The sequence below is a fragment of the Citrobacter sp. 21OH12SH02A-Citro genome, assembly GCF_027919895.1.
Lineage (GTDB): Bacteria > Pseudomonadota > Gammaproteobacteria > Enterobacterales > Enterobacteriaceae > Citrobacter > Citrobacter braakii.
This window is the reverse complement of record NZ_CP114801.1, coordinates 1,083,698-1,100,551: the sequence shown is the minus strand read 5'-3', so window position 1 is coordinate 1,100,551 and position 16,854 is coordinate 1,083,698. Positions and strand designations below refer to the sequence as shown.

The window sequence follows — 16,854 nt, the reverse complement described above, 5'->3', positions numbered from 1 at the left end:
TCAGTAAGAGGCGCTGCCTATTTTCAGGCACCCGTTTCGTTTCTTATTCGCGCATTGATATATTCCACGGCCTGGATGACATCCATAATGCCGTTAATCGCATTCGTCACACCTTGCCCGATAATAATCTCTGCCTGGCGCAGGTTGAAAGGTTCACCTTTACTTCCCTCAGACTCCCTTATTCCCGTCATACCTTTTTCATTCAATAAATTAAACCACGGGTAGAGATTGAGAACGTTTTGGTCGTGACATATTCCAGACCAGGCGCTATTCCCTCCCAGCAGAACCAGATGCCGGGCAATTTCATCGGAATAGAGCCAATGAAAGAACTGCTCAACCTGTTTTTTCTTTTTACTGTAGCGGGACATTCCGATGGAGCCGCCACCCAATTGTGGAAGTTGCCCCGGAACGGGCGCATAGCCAATTGTGGGAGCTATGGCGGTGTGCGCCACATCGTTAAACAAATTGAGATACATGATCAGCATGGCAAGATTTCCACGCTCAAACTGTTTTACCGCGTCACTCCACCACTCTCCGGGCAGGTTCACGGCGATAGAAAGTTGTTGTAGATATTGTTCGAGTGCAGCAGTGGCAAGTGAAGGCTCGAGTTGTACCGGCTCGCCTTCACGCACCAAACGCCCACCGAGCGCGTAGTAGCGCAGCAGATACTCAGTAGCGATAAGCCCTGAGCTTCCTAGCGTCACCGCCGTTCCCATCGGGCGCTGTTTATTTTCTGGCTGATGTAATTGACTAAAGAAAGCCGCTATCTCATCAAATTGCGCAAAGCTCTCTGGAAGCGTTAACTCTTTTCCCGTTGCTTCATAAAACATCCGTTTAATCGTCGCATCTTCAAACAGATCTCGTCGATAAAACAGAAGCTGCATACTGGCATCAAAAGGTATTGCCCATGCCGTCCCATTTACTATGCTGAAGTGCTGTTGAATTTGCTCAGAGAAGTGTTCCAGCAGTAACGGAAGCTCAGAAGAGACGGACTCCAGCGGTAATAGTGCTTTCTCTGCAAACCAGGGAAAACACGCCATATCGATTCGCAGTAAATCGTAATAAGGATGTAGATGAAGATGGGAGAGAATTTCAAAAACTTCATCATAGGGATAAACCGCAAGATTTACCTTAATACCGGTCTGGCGATAAAAGTGGGGTAATAGTTTCTTCAACGCATCAGTCGAAGGACTCGGTAAAATTAACATATTCAGCGTCGCCTCTTTCTCAGGCGGCGGCACGTACTGACCATTCCAGGAAAAACCGCAATTCGTCAGAATACGATGCTTTTCTTTACTTTTGGGCTGGCGAATACTGGAGGCAATAGTTGTCCCCAAACGACCATAATCCATCTGGTAGCTTGTGATCCCGTCGAAAGATGCAGGAAGATTATCACTCAGTTGCAATATCGGCGGGCAGGACTGGGAGCTACCAAACCAGGCTGCTTGCGTTAGTGCTCGCGTTCTCTCAGAGTCCTGGACAATAAACAGATCGGGAATTGCCCCACGAAAAAAGTCAAAAGCGACGGTGTTAGCTTCACTGGCATGTGCAGGTAAAATCGTCAGCTTTGTAAGCGGACTTAATTCTCGGCAGGTTTCCTGTATCGCTTGAGTGAAGCGCGCGCTGTGGGAAAATTCCAGACGTTCACAGAAAACGCCAATATGGCCCGGCTGCTGTGCCAGCGCCCTTCTCGCTATTTCTTCGCCTGCAGTCACATAATCAAGGCTAAAATAACAAACTGCGCCGACAGGCTGGCGATAGGCAAACAGAACATTCTCCGGAGAGAGTCTGAGCAAGTCGTAATAGGGCTGACTGTCATTCAGGCAACTGACTGAGACAATGGCCTGGTAAGACTTTGCCGCCAGCGTTTGCAGGATCTCCAGCTCAAGATTGGGCAGATCATTGGTCAGGTAAAGGTCAATCGGTTCGCTTAATGAAGGCTGCCAGACCTGATGCAATCCCCGATAGAGTTGAAAATACTGCTCGGCATTGATGTCGGGCAGAATCAATGCCACTCCCTGACTTTTGCTGGCTCTCAACGATTGCGCCTGCGCATTCAACTGATAGCCAACTTCTCGGGCTGCACGTTGAACCGCTTCAATTTTCTCGACGCTTACATTCCCTCTGCCATTGAGCACATTCGAAACAGTCCCATGCGACACACCGGCAATTCTTGCTATGTCTTTGATAGTTGGCATTTTTACATCCTTCCCCTGATGCTTTGATGCTAGCACGGCACTCATCAGGAAACTATCTTCAGCACAATAATTTGAACGTTACAAAACAAAAATGTGCATTTTATAAGCATATCAAAATAAAAGCCTGACGCTATCCATAGACAAAACTCATGACCTTAAATTCTTAACACAATGAAATACATATATAAATTTTATAATATTTGAAGAGGATCACTTCTAAAGCAAAAGATCATTGTTCATATAAAACGCTGGAATCATAATTGACACGTTCCAATTACGTTTCATTACATTAACGCTTAAAAAAACAACAATCACATTTGTCATTAAGAGGGAAACATGAAGATTCATTTTCTGGGAACCGCTGCATCTGAAGGGATCCCCAATCCTTTTTGCCGTTGTGAGCACTGCCAGCAAGCCCGCATTCGTAAAGGCAAAGACTTACGCACACACTCTTCAGCGATTATCGACGATGAACTGCTCATTGATGTCGCGCCTGAATTCAGCCAGCAACTGCTGCGAGATGGCCTGGACGCAACAGAGATCAGATCGCTATTGTTCACACATACTCACCCCGATCATTTCAACGTCGGCGATCTTTTTAGCCGGATGGAAGGGTACGGATTTGAGATTACTCATCCGTTGCACATTTTTGGTAATGACCGTGCAATTAACGGTGCCGCCCAAGTGTTACCGGGCTACAGCGCTGAAAGATTTGCTTTTCATTGTCTGGTTCCCTTCGTGACCGTTGAAACTCGCGGATACCGCATCACTCCGCTACTGGCTAACCATGCCAAGTGGGAGCTTTGTTATACCTGGTTTATCGAAAAGGAAGGTCAGTCCATTTTCTACGGACATGATTCAGGCTGGTTTCCTGAGCTCACATGGCAGTGGTTGAAAGGGAAAAAAATCGATCTGGCTGTCCTGGAATGCACCTACGGTTTTAATGGTGATAATCGTACTAATAACCACATGAGTCTGGAAACAGTCTTCGCCGCCAGAGACAGGCTTGCGGAACTGGGTTGCCTTGAGAAAAATAGCCAACTTATCGTCTCGCATATTTCACACAGCGGAGGTCTGCTGCACGACGATCTCATTGCGGCATGCGACAAAGAAAATATTCTTGTCGCCTGGGACGGGCTTAACCTGAGCATCAATCAATAAGGATATGCAATATGGACCTTAATAAAACACCACGCCTGTTGATTATGATGTTCATACAATATTTCATGCAGGGTGCCTGGAATATGACCATGGGGCTGGTATTGAGCACCTATGGTATGGCGACAATTATTGGCTCATCCTATGCCTTGCTTGGCTTGGCGACTATTCTTTCCCCGCTATTTATTGGCATGGTCGCCGACCGCTTCTTTTCGTCACAAAAAGTCATGGCGATCCTGCATTTAATTAATGCTGGTGTACTGTTGTTTGTTCCACAATTTATTGAGGCACACAACACAGGTATGACGTTGACCATGATTTTCCTGGTTGGTCTGCTGTTTTATCCTACAACTGCGCTGGCTAACAGTATCAGTTTCAGCCACATTAACGGGGTAAAATACTTCCCATTTATTCGTGTATTCGGCACATTTGGCTTTATGGTCATCGGCTTTATCATTGGTGAAATGGGTTATTCTGGAAATACCATCACCTGGTATATTGCGTCGGCCTCAGGTGTCGTTCTCGGCCTGTACTGTTTTACGTTGCCAAATACCCCACCGAAAGCAAAAGGAAGCGTGTTTACGCTTCGCGATCTGTTATGTCTGGACGCTCTGGCGCTCTTCAAAGACCGTAGTTTCTCAGTTTTGATGCTCAGTATTTTTGTCCTGATGATCCCCAAAACGGCTTATTCCGCCTATATCCCGGTCTTTTTAAAAGCGCTTGGATTCGATAACGCCGCTTCAATGATGCAGGTTGGCATCGCCTGTGAAGTCATTTTCATGTTCCTGCTGTCATTCTTCTTACTGAAAGCTGGCTTCAAAATAACTCTAATGTTAGGCGCCGTTTGCTGGATTATCCGCACACTATTATTTGCTAATGCTTCGCTGGATGCCAACATGATGTTTGTGCTGATCGGCCTGATGTTACAAGGATTCTGCTGGGACTTTTTCTTTACCGTGGGCGACATTTATGTTGACCGTAAAGCCGCGCCAGAGATCAAAGCACAAGCCCAAAGCTTACGATTTATCGTCTCCAACGGCGTTGGTCTGCTATTTGCTTCTACCGTATGCGGGCAAATCTTTAATAACACCGTGACGGAACAAGGTCCAGAGTCGTTACCACAATGGGAAACATTCTGGCTAGTTTCAGCAGGCGTTGCCGCAGTGGTCAGCGTATTCTTCCTGATTTTCTTCCGGGACGATATTTCCAAACGCAAAACGGACCTCACATTGAAAAAAGCAAACTCCTGATCGTTAAAGACTCTCTCATTAAGGTAATTGCATGAATAATCTGGCTGCCATCATCAATGAGCAAGGATTGTTGCCTTTAACTACGATCATCAAAATCAGCATTGCATTTATTCTGGGTGGCATTATTGGCCTGGAAAGGGAATCGAAAGGGAAACCGGTCGGCTTCAAAACCTGCGTTATTTTATCCGTAGCCAGCTGCGTGTTAACTGTCGTATCAATACAATCTGCTGAATACTATGCTGAAATTTCGATGAATATCCGTAGCGATCCTATGCGCCTGGCGGCCCAGATTATCAGCGGCGTTGGTTTTCTCGGTGCGGGAGTCATTCTGCACCGACATGACGATGCTATCTCTGGTCTTACTACTGCAGCAATTGTCTGGGCATCTGCAGGGGTGGGAATCACCTGTGGAGCCGGTTTTTATTTTCATGCTTTTTTTGCCACGGCTTTATTTTTACTCGCCATCAAACTAAGCCCATTCATTATTTTCTTACAGACCAGAAACCAGTTTCCCGGAAAAGTAAAAGTGCGGGTTATTCTTGATCAACGCGACGCTCTCGAAAATCTGATAACCCGCATTCATCAACAGAAAAACATTATTGAAAACATCACGATCAGGGATATCAAGAAGGGCAAAATTGAGGTTAATCTCAAAATCGTAATACGTAAAAAGATGACCTTGCCCGACTTATACCACGATCTGACTCATGTTGAACACGTCTGCGCCATCGCACTTGAACATTAATACACCTTATATTCTTCTTTAAAATCAGGGGGGTTCGCCCCTGAAATAGCCACTCAGTATCCATCCAGCCTCTAAATACTTACTTTTTATAATGTTAAATAATTGTTGTTTTTGATCACAAATAATAAACAAACAAGCCAATTCTGTGCGCGTTTTTCAAAAATGTAGATATTTTTAATTTATGGCTACGAAACGAGCTGCGCCATATCTCCCTGACAATCTACTGAGAGGAACGATTTGATGAACGCACTGACTGCCGTAAAACCGAACGCTGATGATCCAGCCCAGCACTACAGCGGTTTCACGTTGAAACCATCAGCCCAGTCCCCACGCCTGCTGGAGCTGACTTTTTCCGCTGAAACCACTGAGCAATTTCTGAAAGCCGTAGCGCAGTGGCCGGTGCAGGCACTGGAATACAAATCCTTCCTGCGCTTCAAAGTGGGCAAGATCCTCGACGACCTGTGCGGCAATCAGTTGCAGCCTTTGCTGCTGAAAACGTTGCTCGATCGTGCCGAAGGCGCACTGCTGATCAACGCTGTTGGCGTAGATGATGTGGCACAGGCTGAAGAGATGGTCAAGCTGGCGACGGCGGTAGCGCATCTTATCGGGCGCTCCAATTTTGATGCGATGAGCGGTCAATACTATGCCCGTTTTGTGGTGAAAAACGTTGATAACTCAGACAGCTATCTGCGCCAGCCGCACCGTGTAATGGAGCTGCATAACGACGGAACCTACCTCGAAGAAATCACCGACTATGTGCTGATGATGAAGATTGACGAGCAGAACATGACCGGCGGTAACTCGCTGCTGCTGCACCTCGACGACTGGGAACATCTGGATCAGTACTTTACCCACCCGCTGGCGCGTCGCGCCATGCGCTTTGCCGCACCGCCAAGCAAAAACGTCAGCCAGGAAGTGTTCCATCCGGTGTTTGACGTTGACCAGCAGGGCCGCCCGGTGATGCGCTACATCGACCAGTTCGTCCAGCCTAAAGATTATGAAGAAGGCGTCTGGCTGAGCGATTTGTCCGATGCGTTGGAAACCAGCAAGGCCATTATTTCCGTTCCGGTTTCAGTCGGTAAATTCCTGCTAATCAACAACCTGTTCTGGTTGCACGGTCGCGATCGCTTCACCTCGCATCCTGACCTGCGCCGCGAACTGATGCGCCAGCGTGGTTATTTCGCTTACGCGACAAACCACTACCAGACCCATCAGTAAGCGCGAAGGAATAAAGCGGATGTATGATTTTGTGATTATTGGCGGCGGCATTATCGGCATGTCGACCGCCATGCAGCTGATTGATGTCTATCCGGACGCCAGAATCGCGCTGCTGGAAAAAGAGTCCGGCCCGGCCTGTCATCAGACGGGCCACAACAGCGGCGTAATTCATGCCGGGGTCTATTACACCCCCGGCAGCCTGAAGGCGCAGTTTTGCCTGGCCGGAAATCGCGCCACAAAAGCCTTTTGCGACCAAAACGGCATCCGCTACGACGTCTGCGGAAAAATGCTGGTTGCCACCTCCGAACTGGAAATGGAGCGCATGCGCGCGCTGTGGGATCGCACCGCCGCTAACGGCCTTGAGCGCGAATGGCTGAATGCGCAGGAGCTTCGCGAGCGTGAACCCAACATCACCGGGCTGGGCGGTATTTTTGTTCCGTCGAGCGGGATCGTCAGCTACCGCGAAGTTACCGCCGCGATGGCGAAGATATTTCAGGCCAAAGGCGGTGAGATTATCTACAACGCTGAGGTCAGCGCGCTAAAAGAGCACGCTGCGGGCGTTGTCGTACATACCCGTCAGGGTCAGGAATTTGAGGGAGCGACGCTGATTAGCTGCTCTGGCCTGATGGCGGACCGACTAGTGAAAATGCTCGGCGTTGAACCCGGCTTTATCATCTGTCCGTTCCGTGGCGAATATTTCCGTCTGGCGTCAGAACATAACCAGATAGTCAACCATCTGATCTACCCCATCCCCGACCCGGCGATGCCGTTTCTCGGCGTTCATCTGACCCGGATGATTGACGGCAGCGTCACCGTGGGCCCCAACGCGGTACTGGCATTTAAACGTGAAGGCTACCGTAAACGCGACTTCTCGCTCAGCGATACGCTGGAGATCCTCAGCTCTTCCGGCATTCGTCGCGTGCTGCAAAATAACCTGCGCTCAGGACTTGGCGAAATGAAAAATTCGCTGTGCAAAAGCGGTTATCTGCGGCTGGTACAAAAGTACTGCCCGAGTCTGACGCTCAAGGATCTGCAGCCCTGGCCTGCAGGCGTGCGGGCACAGGCTGTGTCGCCGGACGGCAAGCTAATCGACGATTTCCTGTTTGTCACCACGCCACGCTCAATTCACACCTGTAACGCACCTTCTCCGGCAGCAACGTCGGCGATCCCTATCGGCGCGCATATTGTCAGCAAAGTTCATGCGCTGCTGGAGAACCAGAGTAATCCCGGACGCACGCTGCGTGCGGCACGTAGCGTGGAAACATTACACGCCGCATTCACCCGTTAAAACGATTTAGACAGGACGCAATTATGCAACTTAACGATCCAACCTTATTTCGCCAGCAGGCACTGATCGACGGCAACTGGCGTGACGCCAACAGCGGCGAGACCATCGCGGTGACCAACCCCGCCAACGGTCAGCAATTAGGTAGCGTACCGAAAATGGGGGCAGATGAAACCCGCGAAGCGATTAACGCCGCTAACCGCGCTCTGCCCGCCTGGCGTGCGCTGACCGCCAAAGAGCGGGCCAACATCCTGCGCCGCTGGTTCAACCTGATGATTGAGCATCAGGACGATCTCGCCCGTCTGATGACCCTGGAACAGGGTAAACCGCTGGCAGAAGCCAAAGGTGAAATCACCTATGCTGCTTCCTTTATTGAGTGGTTTGCCGAAGAGGGCAAACGTATCTATGGCGATACGATCCCCGGCCACCAGGCCGACAAACGCCTAATCGTCATCAAACAGCCGATCGGCGTTACCGCCGCGATTACGCCGTGGAACTTCCCCGCGGCGATGATTACCCGCAAAGCCGGTCCGGCGCTGGCGGCTGGTTGCACAATGGTGCTTAAACCGGCCAGCCAGACCCCCTACTCCGCACTGGCGCTGGCAGAGCTTGCCAATCGCGCCGGGATCCCGGCAGGCGTTTTCAGTGTGGTGACCGGTTCAGCGAGCGCGGTCGGCAACGAGCTGACTGGCAACCCGCTGGTACGCAAGCTGTCATTTACCGGCTCAACCGAAATTGGCCGTCAGTTAATGCAGCAGTGCGCCAAAGACATCAAAAAAGTGTCGCTGGAGCTGGGCGGCAATGCGCCGTTTATCGTCTTTGACGATGCCGATCTTGATAAAGCCGTGGAAGGCGCACTGGCATCAAAGTTCCGTAACGCTGGCCAAACCTGTGTCTGCGCCAACCGCCTGTACGTGCAGGACGGCGTGTATGAGCGTTTTGCCGAAAAACTCCAGCAGGCAGTGAGCAAACTGCACCTCGGTGATGGTCTGCAGCCTGACGTCACCACCGGGCCGCTGATCGACGAGAAAGCGGTAGCCAAAGTGCAGGAACACATCGCCGATGCTCTGGATAAAGGCGCGCGCATTATCGCGGGTGGCAAACCTCACGCACTCGGCGGCAACTTCTTCCAGCCCACCATTTTGGTGGATGTGCCTGACAACGCGAAGGTCGCCAAAGAAGAGACGTTCGGCCCGCTGGCTCCGCTGTTCCGGTTTAAGGACGAGGCTGACGTCATCGCTCAGGCTAATGACACTGAGTTTGGTCTGGCCGCCTATTTCTACGCCCGTGATTTGAGCCGCGTCTTTCGCGTTGGCGAAGCGCTGGAATACGGCATTGTCGGGATTAACACCGGCATTATCTCCAACGAAGTCGCCCCGTTTGGGGGAATCAAAGCCTCCGGTCTTGGCCGTGAAGGATCGAAATACGGCATCGAAGACTACTTAGAAATCAAATATATGTGCATCGGCCTTTAATAAAATAAATACTGGAGAACACCTGATGAGCACCAACAAAGAACTTATGCAACGTCGCAGCAACGCCGTTCCCCGTGGCGTAGGACAAATCCACCCTATTTTTGCCGAGCGTGCAGAAAACTGTCGAGTCTGGGACGTTGAAGGCCGTGAATTCCTCGATTTTGCTGGCGGTATTGCGGTGCTGAACACCGGCCACCTGCACCCGCAGATCGTCTCTGCGGTAGAAGCACAGTTGAAAAAGCTGTCCCATACCTGTTTCCAGGTGCTGGCCTATGAGCCGTACCTGGAGCTGTGCGAAATCATGAATAAGAAAGTGCCGGGCGATTTCGCCAAAAAAACCCTGCTGGTGACAACCGGCTCGGAAGCGGTGGAAAACGCGGTGAAAATCGCCCGCGCCGCCACCAAACGAACCGGCACTATCGCCTTCAGCGGCGCTTACCACGGTCGTACCCACTACACCCTGTCGCTGACCGGGAAAGTAAACCCGTACTCTGCAGGAATGGGGTTGATGCCGGGCCACGTGTACCGTGCGCTTTATCCTTGCCCGCTGCACGGCATCAGTGAAGACGATGCTATCGCCAGCATTCACCGTATCTTCAAAAATGATGCCGCTCCGGAAGACGTTGCCGCCATCGTGATTGAGCCCGTCCAGGGCGAAGGTGGTTTTTACGCCGCCTCTCCTGCTTTTATGCAACGTCTGCGCGCCATTTGTGACGAGCACGGCATCATGCTGATTGCCGATGAAGTACAGAGCGGCGCGGGCCGTACCGGTACGCTGTTCGCTATGGAGCAGATGGGCGTTGCGCCCGATCTCACCACCTTCGCCAAATCTATCGCCGGTGGCTTCCCGCTGGCGGGAGTGACCGGGCGCGCCGAAGTCATGGACGCAATCCCACCGGGCGGTCTGGGCGGTACCTATGCCGGTAACCCGATTGCCTGTGCCGCCGCACTGGCGGTACTGAATATTTTCGAACAGGAAAATCTGCTGCAAAAAGCCAACGACCTGGGGCAAACCCTGTGCGAAGGCCTGCTGGCTATCGCGGAAACCCACCGCGAGATTGGCGATGTACGCGGGCTGGGAGCGATGATCGCAATCGAACTGTTTGAAGACGGCGATCACACGAAACCAGACGCCAAACTGACCGCGGAAATCGTCGCGCGTGCGCGCGATAAAGGGCTGATCCTGCTCTCCTGCGGACCTTACTACAACGTACTGCGCATTCTTGTCCCACTGACCATTGAAGATGCCCAAATCCGCCAGGGGCTGGACATTATCGCTCAGTGTTTTGCCGAAGCGAAGCAGGGTTAACACCGCATTCGACCAATAAAAAACGCAATCCTCAGGCCGGATAAGGCGGAGCCGCCATCCGGCAGACAGGGTCAATAACAATAAATACGCGTGCCCCGGCGCGGGAATGCCGGGGTGCTCTCCCAAGTGAAATACTTTCGAGAGGTTTAAAAGATGGGGCAAGTGTCACAATCACATGATTTAGGGGGCGGGCTGAAATCACGCCACGTCACCATGCTGTCTATTGCCGGGGTTATCGGCGCAAGTTTGTTTGTGGGTTCAAGCGTGGCGATTGCAGAAGCCGGTCCCGCAGTATTACTGGCCTATCTGTTCGCCGGATTGCTGGTGGTGATGATTATGCGCATGCTGGCCGAAATGGCCGTTGCCACCCCGGATACCGGTTCCTTTTCCACCTACGCCGATAAGGCCATCGGGCCGTGGGCGGGTTATACCATCGGCTGGCTGTACTGGTGGTTCTGGGTGTTGGTTATCCCACTGGAAGCGAATATCGCCGCCATCATTCTGCACTCCTGGGTTCCAGGCATTCCTATCTGGCTGTTTTCTCTGGTTATCACGTTGGCATTAACCGGCAGTAATTTGCTGAGCGTCAAAAATTACGGTGAGTTCGAGTTCTGGCTGGCGCTGTGCAAAGTGATTGCCATTCTGGCGTTTATCACTCTCGGTGCGGTGGCGATTAGCGGTTTCTACCCCTATGCCGAGGTCAGCGGAGTTTCGCGCCTGTGGGATCAGGGCGGCTTCATGCCCAACGGCTTTGGCGCGGTGATCAGCGCGATGCTAATCACCATGTTCTCCTTTATGGGTGCAGAGATTGTTACCATCGCCGCCGCCGAGTCCGATACCCCGGATAAGCACATCGTCCGCGCCACCAACTCGGTTATCTGGCGTATCTCCATCTTCTATCTGTGCTCTATTTTCGTGGTCGTCGCGCTGATTCCGTGGAACATGCCGGGACTGAAAGAGGTGGGCTCTTATCGCTCGGTGCTGGAGTTACTGCATATCCCACACGCGAAGCTGATCATGGACTGTGTCATATTGCTGTCGGTAACCAGTTGTCTGAACTCCGCGCTGTATACGTCCTCGCGTATGCTTTACTCCCTGAGCCGTCGTGGCGATGCTCCCGCCTTTATGGGTAAAACGAACCGGAGTAAAACGCCTTATGTGGCGGTGTTGCTGTCTACGGGTGCCGCGTTCCTCACCGTGGTGGTCAACTATTACGCCCCGGCCAAGGTGTTCAAATTCCTGATCGACAGCTCCGGCGCCATCGCCCTGCTGGTTTATCTGGTGATTGCAATTTCCCAACTGCGGATGCGCAAAATCCTGCTGGCGCGAGGCGGTGAAATTAAACTGAAAATGTGGCTCTATCCGTGACTTACCTGGCTGGTAATCGCCTTTATTATCTTTGTGCTGGTGGTGATGCTCTTTCGCCCAGCTCAACAACTGGAAGTTATCTCTACCGGGTTGTTAGCCATAGGAATTATTTGCACCGTGCCTATTATGTCACGCTGGAAAAAACTGCTATCGTGGCAAAAAGCACCGTTGCAAAATACGCATTAAACCTTTTCCCGGCGCAGGCCGGGAAAACCGTTCAGGAGTAAGACCATGACCGCCATTCCCCAACCGACGGCCATTGATGGATACCGCTGGCTGAAAAACGACATCATCCGCGGTGTGTATCAGCCTGATGAAAAACTGCGTATGAGCCTGCTGACCTCACGCTATGAGCTTGGCGTGGGACCGTTACGCGAAGCGCTTTCGCAGTTGGTTGCCGAGCGGCTGGTCACGGTGGTCAATCAGAAAGGGTATCGTGTCGCCCCAATGTCCGAACAGGAGTTGCTCGATATTTTCGATGCCCGCGCAAATATGGAAGCCATGCTGGTCGCGCTGGCCATTGAACGCGGCGGCGACGCCTGGGAAGCTGAAATCCTGGCGCGGGCGCATATGCTCGGCAAGCTTGAAGCCGTTGACGCCAGTGAACAGATGCTCGACGAGTGGGATCAGCGCCATCAGGCTTTTCACTCGGCAATTGTCGCTGGCTGCGGTTCACAGTATCTGCTGCAAATGCGCGAACGGCTATTCGATTTGGCGGCGCGCTACCGGTTTATCTGGCTGCGAAAGACGGTGCTGTCGGTGGAGATGTTGGAAGATAAACACGATCAGCACCAAACGCTGACCGAAGCAATTCTGGCACGCGATGCTGCACGTGCCAGCGAATTAATGCGCCAGCACCTGCTGACGCCCATTCCGATTATTCAACAAGCGATGTCCGGCAAATTGCTGGCGCAATAAGCCTGAACTTTCTTATTGTTCTGGAATACGCAAAACCTGCCCTGGATAAATTTTATCCGGGCTTTTCAGCATCGGTTTATTCGCTTCAAATATCTGGTTATACAGGTTGGCGTTACCGTATACCTGTTTGGCAATAGCGCTCAGGGTATCTCCTGATTTTACGGTATAAAACTGGCTTTCACTCGCCGGCGCAGAAGTTTTTACCTGATCGTCGACGCTGGCAATACCAGAGATATTACCAATCGCAATCAAGATTTTTTCTTTCGCTTCCTGACTTAATCCATCGCCAGAAACGGTGGCTTTACCTTCGTTAATTTGGACGTTCACTTTATCCGCATCCGGGATGCCCGTTTTGTTCAGGTGTTCCTGTACCTTTTTTGCCAGATCGGCAGTGTCATGGTTGCCAGTAACCGCATCCCACAGTTTTTCACCCGCATCTTTTACAAAATTAAAGAGTCCCATATCCACCTCGGTAGTTAACAATCAACACCAGGAAGTGTAGCAGAGGAGAAAGGAGCGCAAAGAAAACGGCGCCAGAGCGCCGTAGTAGAAAAGTAATTAGTTACGCGTTTGTATCCAGAAGGCGTGGATCAGACCCGGGATGTAGCCCAGCAGCGTCAGAACAATATTGAGGATAAATGCCCAGCCGAACCCCTTCCCCAGCAGCACGCCAAGCGGGGGCAGAATAATAGTAAAAACGATTCTCCAGAAACCCATACATACTCCATACAAGCAAAAAGTTACTCATTGTTTAAAAAGAGATTTTATCTCTAAGCATAGTCAGTGTACCTAACTCTGCCAGCCTTCCCCTGCTGTTTTACCCTCCTTTACGCTCTTTACGCTGGCGTACGTTGACCGTTTATTTTAGAATAAGCTTAATTTAGAATATACTTAAATACATATGACTGAACTTGAACAACTCCAGGCCAGCGCTGAGCAGGCTGCCGCCCTGCTAAAAGCGATGAGTAACCCGAAAAGGTTGCTGATTTTGTGCATGCTCTGCGGCTCACCCGGTACCAGCGCGGGCGAATTAGCCCGTGTTACCGGCCTGAGTCCTTCCGCCACTTCGCAGCATCTGGCGCGTATGCGTGAAGAGGGCCTGATAGACAGCCAACGCGATGCCCAGCGCATCCTGTACTCCATCAAAAATGCGGCCGTGAATTCACTGATCGCCACATTAAAAACACTGTATTGCCCATAAGGAGCCATCATGACCATTGGGACGATTTCCCCGCGCGAGGCGCAGACGCTGGTCGCACAAGGCGCAAAACTGATTGATATCCGCGATGCTGACGAGTATCTGTACGAGCATATTCCGGAGGCGCATCTGGTACCATTATCTACGCTAGAGCAGGGATCGCTGCCTGCGAATTTACGCGCCGGGCAGGTGATTTTTCACTGCCAGTCAGGCAAACGTACACAAAACGCGGCGACAAAACTGAACGCTATTGCCGCGCCTGCGCAGGTCTGGTTGTTGGAAGGTGGCATTGACGGCTGGAAAGCCGCAGGTTTTCCGGTGGCAAAAGATCGTTCACAACCGTTACCACTGATGCGCCAGGTGCAGATAGCCGCCGGCAGCCTTGCCTTACTCGGCGTCATTCTGGGCTACACCGTTAGCAGCGCCTTCTTCCTGCTGAGCGGTTTTGTGGGCGCCGGGCTAATACTCGCTGGCGTGACCGGCTTTTGCGGCATGGCGCGATTGCTGGATATCATGCCCTGGAACCGACGTACTCATTAAGCGGTAATCATTGAAACTGCACTGTACCCGCTGATTGACGTGATCTATGGTGAGTTCTGCGATAAATAAAGGAGAGCAATATGTTTAAACCTGGCGATCTGGTTCAACCACGCATGGGTGGACCTAAACTGAAAGTTGTCGAAGTCAATGGCGATCACATTGTGGCGGTACACGCCAGTAATGAAAGCGGCGAAAAATTCACGCTGAAAGCAGCTGACGTGACGCGATATACCGAAGAGGGTGATTTTGGCGTTTGCTGAAAATAAGCGGTGAGGTCGCCCTCACCGCATTAATAATCAGATCAAAAAGTCATCAAGAGATTTACCGGCAGCCAGTGCCTGGGCAATTGGCTTCGGTGTGCGACCTTGTCCGGTCCATGTTTTTGTTTCACCATTGAGATCGGTAAAACGATATTTCGCCGGGCGCGGCTGACGTTTTTTAACTGAACCTGCCGTCGCAGGCGTCATGCTCAGTAGCTCTTCCGGATTGATCCCGTCTGCCTGCATCAGCGCCAGCAAAGTATTAATTTTTTCCTGCTGTTCTGCACGTTGGCGCTGTAGTTGTTCTTCTTCATCGCGGCGTTCTTTGGTCACTACCCTGAATTTTTCAAGCATATCTTCCAGCACATCAACGGAAAATTCACGAGCCATTGCACGCAGCGAGCGGATATTATTTAAGTTTTTTAACATTGAACTCATATTAACAAAACCTCTTTAACGTAAAACATAAAAACGGTATTACCCTAAATATTGTATGCAACTGCTTATTATATTTCCAGTCTAATTTATTCGCATATTACTAATCAAAAAAGCTAATTCGTGTATTTATTGCATCCATTTTGATATCGCCTATGCGATATATTCTATTCCTCTGCTAGTCGCTATAAATATACCTGCAAGGAGTCTCAGGGTATCAGTCGAGAAACAGGCCACAACATCGCGCGGAGCCGGTGCGTATACATATTGCACATTAGTCAACATTGAGAAAAGGAGCGCAAAAAATTCAGAAAAACAAGTTTCCATAACCCATTGATCTAAAATGCCTTTAATTAAATCAGCAACGAAAATACCAAAACGAACAAAAAACAAACCATTGCAGAGCATTTTATCGACAAAAAGGTAATAAATAAAAACTTTAAGCTAGTTGCTAGTTATTATCCAGGCAGATATCCTATTCAAACGCGAAAGCAGCAAGACAAATCACTAGCAAGAAGGTATTCAAAACCTTTTTTTCCCTTTTTACAAGGAGCATTAACATGTTCTCTCCGCAGTCACGCTTGCGTCATGCAGTAGCAGACACGTTCGCGATGGTTGTTTATTGTTCTGTCGTGAACATGTTGATCGAAATATTCCTTTCAGGAATGAGCTTCGAACAGTCTCTGTACTCCAGACTGGTGGCTATCCCCGTCAACATCCTGATCGCGTGGCCATACGGCATGTATCGCGATTTGTTTATGCGCGCGGCGCGTAAAGCCACGCAGGCAGGATGGGGGAAAAATCTGGCGGACGTGCTGGCTTATGTCACCTTCCAGTCACCAGTGTATATGATTATTCTTTTGACGGTTGGCGCCGACTGGCACCAGATTACGGCTGCAGTAAGTTCGAACATCGTGGTATCAATGCTGATGGGCGCGGTCTATGGCTACTTTCTTGATTATTGCCGCCGCCTGTTTAAGGTCAGCAGCTATCACCAGGCTAAAGCCTGACAGATCTCTTCGCGACTGGCCCTGCCAGTCGCATTATTAGTTTGAACTAACGTCGCCAAACAACCCACTCAGATAACGCTCAAGCGCAATTCGCGAACTGAAGCCGTGCGGAATACCATAATGTTCGTGAGTCTCTCCGGCTAAATATAGCGGGAATTGCTGGTAGTGATCGCAGGTTTTAATATCCGTCGCAGGTTCCGCCAGCGAAGAGCTGCGCTCTTTTAGCGTGGGATGGATAACTAATGCGGTACGTCCCATACGTGCTTCACGGTTAACGTACACATAATTTTCGCCACGACGATAGCCGTACGTTTTTTGCGTCACTACATCGACGGTAAAGCCCACTTTTTCAAGTACGCGCGCCACCTCATCAGGTCGTAAATACATATATTTTCCTCGTTATCTTTTTTACTGCGGGCTTACCTTACCTGATTCAGCATTAGCAACGCTTTCAGAAAAGTCCATAAACGAGTGGCGATGGTGGGAC

General features: G+C 50.6%; 17 protein-coding genes and 1 pseudogene. 13 read left to right on the top strand and 5 right to left on the bottom strand.

Translation table 11 applies throughout. The features are described 5' to 3' along the window. Nucleotides 1–23: 23 nt before the first annotated feature. Entirely contained in the window at nt 24–2,198 is a 2,175-nt protein-coding gene (locus tag O6D90_RS05350; protein WP_016157285.1) for an extracellular solute-binding protein, read from the bottom strand. Nucleotides 2,199–2,534: 336 nt separating this feature from the next. Between O6D90_RS05350 and O6D90_RS05345 the strand changes: the two genes are divergently transcribed. The 9 genes and pseudogenes from O6D90_RS05345 (at nt 2,535) to csiR (ending at nt 12,924) form a co-directional block, all read left to right on the top strand. Then, nucleotides 2,535–3,359: an MBL fold metallo-hydrolase gene (locus O6D90_RS05345; RefSeq protein WP_016157286.1), complete on the top strand. Its 825-nt coding sequence runs from the start codon at nt 2,535–2,537 to the stop codon at nt 3,357–3,359. 11 nt (nt 3,360–3,370) lie between these two features. Continuing rightward, nucleotides 3,371–4,606, top strand: a complete 1,236-nt coding sequence (locus O6D90_RS05340) for an MFS transporter (protein WP_016157287.1) — start codon at nt 3,371–3,373, stop codon at nt 4,604–4,606. A gap of 31 nt (nt 4,607–4,637) precedes the next feature. Further along, on the top strand, nt 4,638–5,351 hold the full coding sequence (locus tag O6D90_RS05335) for an MgtC/SapB family protein (protein ID WP_016157288.1): 714 nt from the start codon (nt 4,638–4,640) through the stop codon (nt 5,349–5,351). A gap of 240 nt (nt 5,352–5,591) precedes the next feature. Beyond that, nucleotides 5,592–6,569, top strand: a complete 978-nt coding sequence (gene glaH / locus O6D90_RS05330; RefSeq protein ID WP_016154132.1) for a glutarate dioxygenase GlaH — start codon at nt 5,592–5,594, stop codon at nt 6,567–6,569. A gap of 19 nt (nt 6,570–6,588) precedes the next feature. Next, nucleotides 6,589–7,857 carry an L-2-hydroxyglutarate oxidase gene (lhgO, locus tag O6D90_RS05325; protein WP_016157289.1) on the top strand — a complete coding sequence of 423 codons (1,269 nt, stop codon included), beginning with the start codon at nt 6,589–6,591 and terminating at the stop codon, nt 7,855–7,857. 23 nt (nt 7,858–7,880) lie between these two features. Further along, the gene (gabD, locus tag O6D90_RS05320) at nt 7,881–9,329 is read left to right on the top strand and encodes an NADP-dependent succinate-semialdehyde dehydrogenase (protein ID WP_016157290.1); all 1,449 of its coding nucleotides are present in this window, start codon (nt 7,881–7,883) and stop codon (nt 9,327–9,329) included. A 25-nt stretch (nt 9,330–9,354) separates the two neighbouring features. Next, nucleotides 9,355–10,638, top strand: a complete 1,284-nt coding sequence (gene gabT / locus O6D90_RS05315) for a 4-aminobutyrate--2-oxoglutarate transaminase (protein ID WP_016157291.1) — start codon at nt 9,355–9,357, stop codon at nt 10,636–10,638. Between the two features lie 153 nt (nt 10,639–10,791). After that, nucleotides 10,792–12,192 (top strand): annotated as a pseudogene (gene gabP / locus O6D90_RS05310) (GABA permease). Nucleotides 12,193–12,237: 45 nt separating this feature from the next. After that, complete coding sequence (csiR, locus tag O6D90_RS05305; RefSeq protein WP_016157292.1) at nt 12,238–12,924, top strand: DNA-binding transcriptional regulator CsiR; 687 nt, start codon at nt 12,238–12,240, stop codon at nt 12,922–12,924. Between the two features lie 12 nt (nt 12,925–12,936). Here csiR and lysM read toward each other — a convergent pair whose 3' ends face one another. Both lysM and O6D90_RS05295 read right to left on the bottom strand, forming a co-directional pair. Further along, entirely contained in the window at nt 12,937–13,386 is a 450-nt protein-coding gene (lysM, locus tag O6D90_RS05300; RefSeq protein WP_016154138.1) for a peptidoglycan-binding protein LysM, read from the bottom strand. A 96-nt stretch (nt 13,387–13,482) separates the two neighbouring features. After that, nucleotides 13,483–13,641, bottom strand: a complete 159-nt coding sequence (locus O6D90_RS05295) for a YqaE/Pmp3 family membrane protein (RefSeq protein ID WP_003037242.1) — start codon at nt 13,639–13,641, stop codon at nt 13,483–13,485. 184 nt (nt 13,642–13,825) lie between these two features. On the opposite strand from O6D90_RS05295, the gene O6D90_RS05290 reads away from it, so the two are divergent. The 3 genes from O6D90_RS05290 to O6D90_RS05280 all read left to right on the top strand — a co-directional run bounded on the left by O6D90_RS05290 (nt 13,826) and on the right by O6D90_RS05280 (nt 14,922). Beyond that, on the top strand, nt 13,826–14,125 hold the full coding sequence (locus tag O6D90_RS05290) for an ArsR/SmtB family transcription factor (protein WP_016154139.1): 300 nt from the start codon (nt 13,826–13,828) through the stop codon (nt 14,123–14,125). Between the two features lie 9 nt (nt 14,126–14,134). Beyond that, nucleotides 14,135–14,662 carry a rhodanese family protein gene (locus tag O6D90_RS05285; RefSeq protein WP_016157293.1) on the top strand — a complete coding sequence of 176 codons (528 nt, stop codon included), beginning with the start codon at nt 14,135–14,137 and terminating at the stop codon, nt 14,660–14,662. An 80-nt stretch (nt 14,663–14,742) separates the two neighbouring features. Beyond that, nucleotides 14,743–14,922, top strand: a complete 180-nt coding sequence (locus O6D90_RS05280) for a hypothetical protein (RefSeq protein WP_016154141.1) — start codon at nt 14,743–14,745, stop codon at nt 14,920–14,922. Nucleotides 14,923–14,958: 36 nt separating this feature from the next. On the opposite strand, the gene stpA is transcribed toward O6D90_RS05280, so the two are convergent. Continuing rightward, nucleotides 14,959–15,360, bottom strand: a complete 402-nt coding sequence (stpA, locus tag O6D90_RS05275) for a DNA-binding protein StpA (RefSeq protein ID WP_016154142.1) — start codon at nt 15,358–15,360, stop codon at nt 14,959–14,961. A 557-nt stretch (nt 15,361–15,917) separates the two neighbouring features. Here stpA and alaE point away from each other — a divergent pair. Then, nucleotides 15,918–16,367, top strand: a complete 450-nt coding sequence (alaE, locus tag O6D90_RS05270; RefSeq protein ID WP_016157294.1) for an L-alanine exporter AlaE — start codon at nt 15,918–15,920, stop codon at nt 16,365–16,367. Nucleotides 16,368–16,403: 36 nt separating this feature from the next. Here alaE and O6D90_RS05265 read toward each other — a convergent pair whose 3' ends face one another. Continuing rightward, nucleotides 16,404–16,754, bottom strand: a complete 351-nt coding sequence (locus tag O6D90_RS05265) for a DUF2002 family protein (RefSeq protein WP_016154145.1) — start codon at nt 16,752–16,754, stop codon at nt 16,404–16,406. Nucleotides 16,755–16,854 lie beyond the last annotated feature (100 nt).

Excerpts from the sequence above, each read along its gene's own strand:
- lhgO (WP_016157289.1), top strand. The coding sequence starts at position 6,589 with ATGTATGATTTTGTGATTATTGGCGGCGGCATTATCGGCATGTCGACC.
- csiR (WP_016157292.1), top strand. The coding sequence starts at position 12,238 with ATGACCGCCATTCCCCAACCGACGGCCATTGATGGATACCGCTGGCTG.
- glaH (WP_016154132.1), top strand. The coding sequence starts at position 5,592 with ATGAACGCACTGACTGCCGTAAAACCGAACGCTGATGATCCAGCCCAG.
- stpA (WP_016154142.1), bottom strand. The coding sequence starts at position 15,360 with ATGAGTTCAATGTTAAAAAACTTAAATAATATCCGCTCGCTGCGTGCA.
- gabD (WP_016157290.1), top strand. The coding sequence starts at position 7,881 with ATGCAACTTAACGATCCAACCTTATTTCGCCAGCAGGCACTGATCGAC.
- O6D90_RS05335 (WP_016157288.1), top strand. The coding sequence starts at position 4,638 with ATGAATAATCTGGCTGCCATCATCAATGAGCAAGGATTGTTGCCTTTA.
- lysM (WP_016154138.1), bottom strand. The coding sequence starts at position 13,386 with ATGGGACTCTTTAATTTTGTAAAAGATGCGGGTGAAAAACTGTGGGAT.
- O6D90_RS05345 (WP_016157286.1), top strand. The coding sequence starts at position 2,535 with ATGAAGATTCATTTTCTGGGAACCGCTGCATCTGAAGGGATCCCCAAT.
- O6D90_RS05265 (WP_016154145.1), bottom strand. The coding sequence starts at position 16,754 with ATGTATTTACGACCTGATGAGGTGGCGCGCGTACTTGAAAAAGTGGGC.
- O6D90_RS05285 (WP_016157293.1), top strand. The coding sequence starts at position 14,135 with ATGACCATTGGGACGATTTCCCCGCGCGAGGCGCAGACGCTGGTCGCA.
- O6D90_RS05280 (WP_016154141.1), top strand. The coding sequence starts at position 14,743 with ATGTTTAAACCTGGCGATCTGGTTCAACCACGCATGGGTGGACCTAAA.
- O6D90_RS05290 (WP_016154139.1), top strand. The coding sequence starts at position 13,826 with ATGACTGAACTTGAACAACTCCAGGCCAGCGCTGAGCAGGCTGCCGCC.
- O6D90_RS05350 (WP_016157285.1), bottom strand. The coding sequence starts at position 2,198 with ATGCCAACTATCAAAGACATAGCAAGAATTGCCGGTGTGTCGCATGGG.
- O6D90_RS05340 (WP_016157287.1), top strand. The coding sequence starts at position 3,371 with ATGGACCTTAATAAAACACCACGCCTGTTGATTATGATGTTCATACAA.
- alaE (WP_016157294.1), top strand. The coding sequence starts at position 15,918 with ATGTTCTCTCCGCAGTCACGCTTGCGTCATGCAGTAGCAGACACGTTC.
- O6D90_RS05295 (WP_003037242.1), bottom strand. The coding sequence starts at position 13,641 with ATGGGTTTCTGGAGAATCGTTTTTACTATTATTCTGCCCCCGCTTGGC.
- gabT (WP_016157291.1), top strand. The coding sequence starts at position 9,355 with ATGAGCACCAACAAAGAACTTATGCAACGTCGCAGCAACGCCGTTCCC.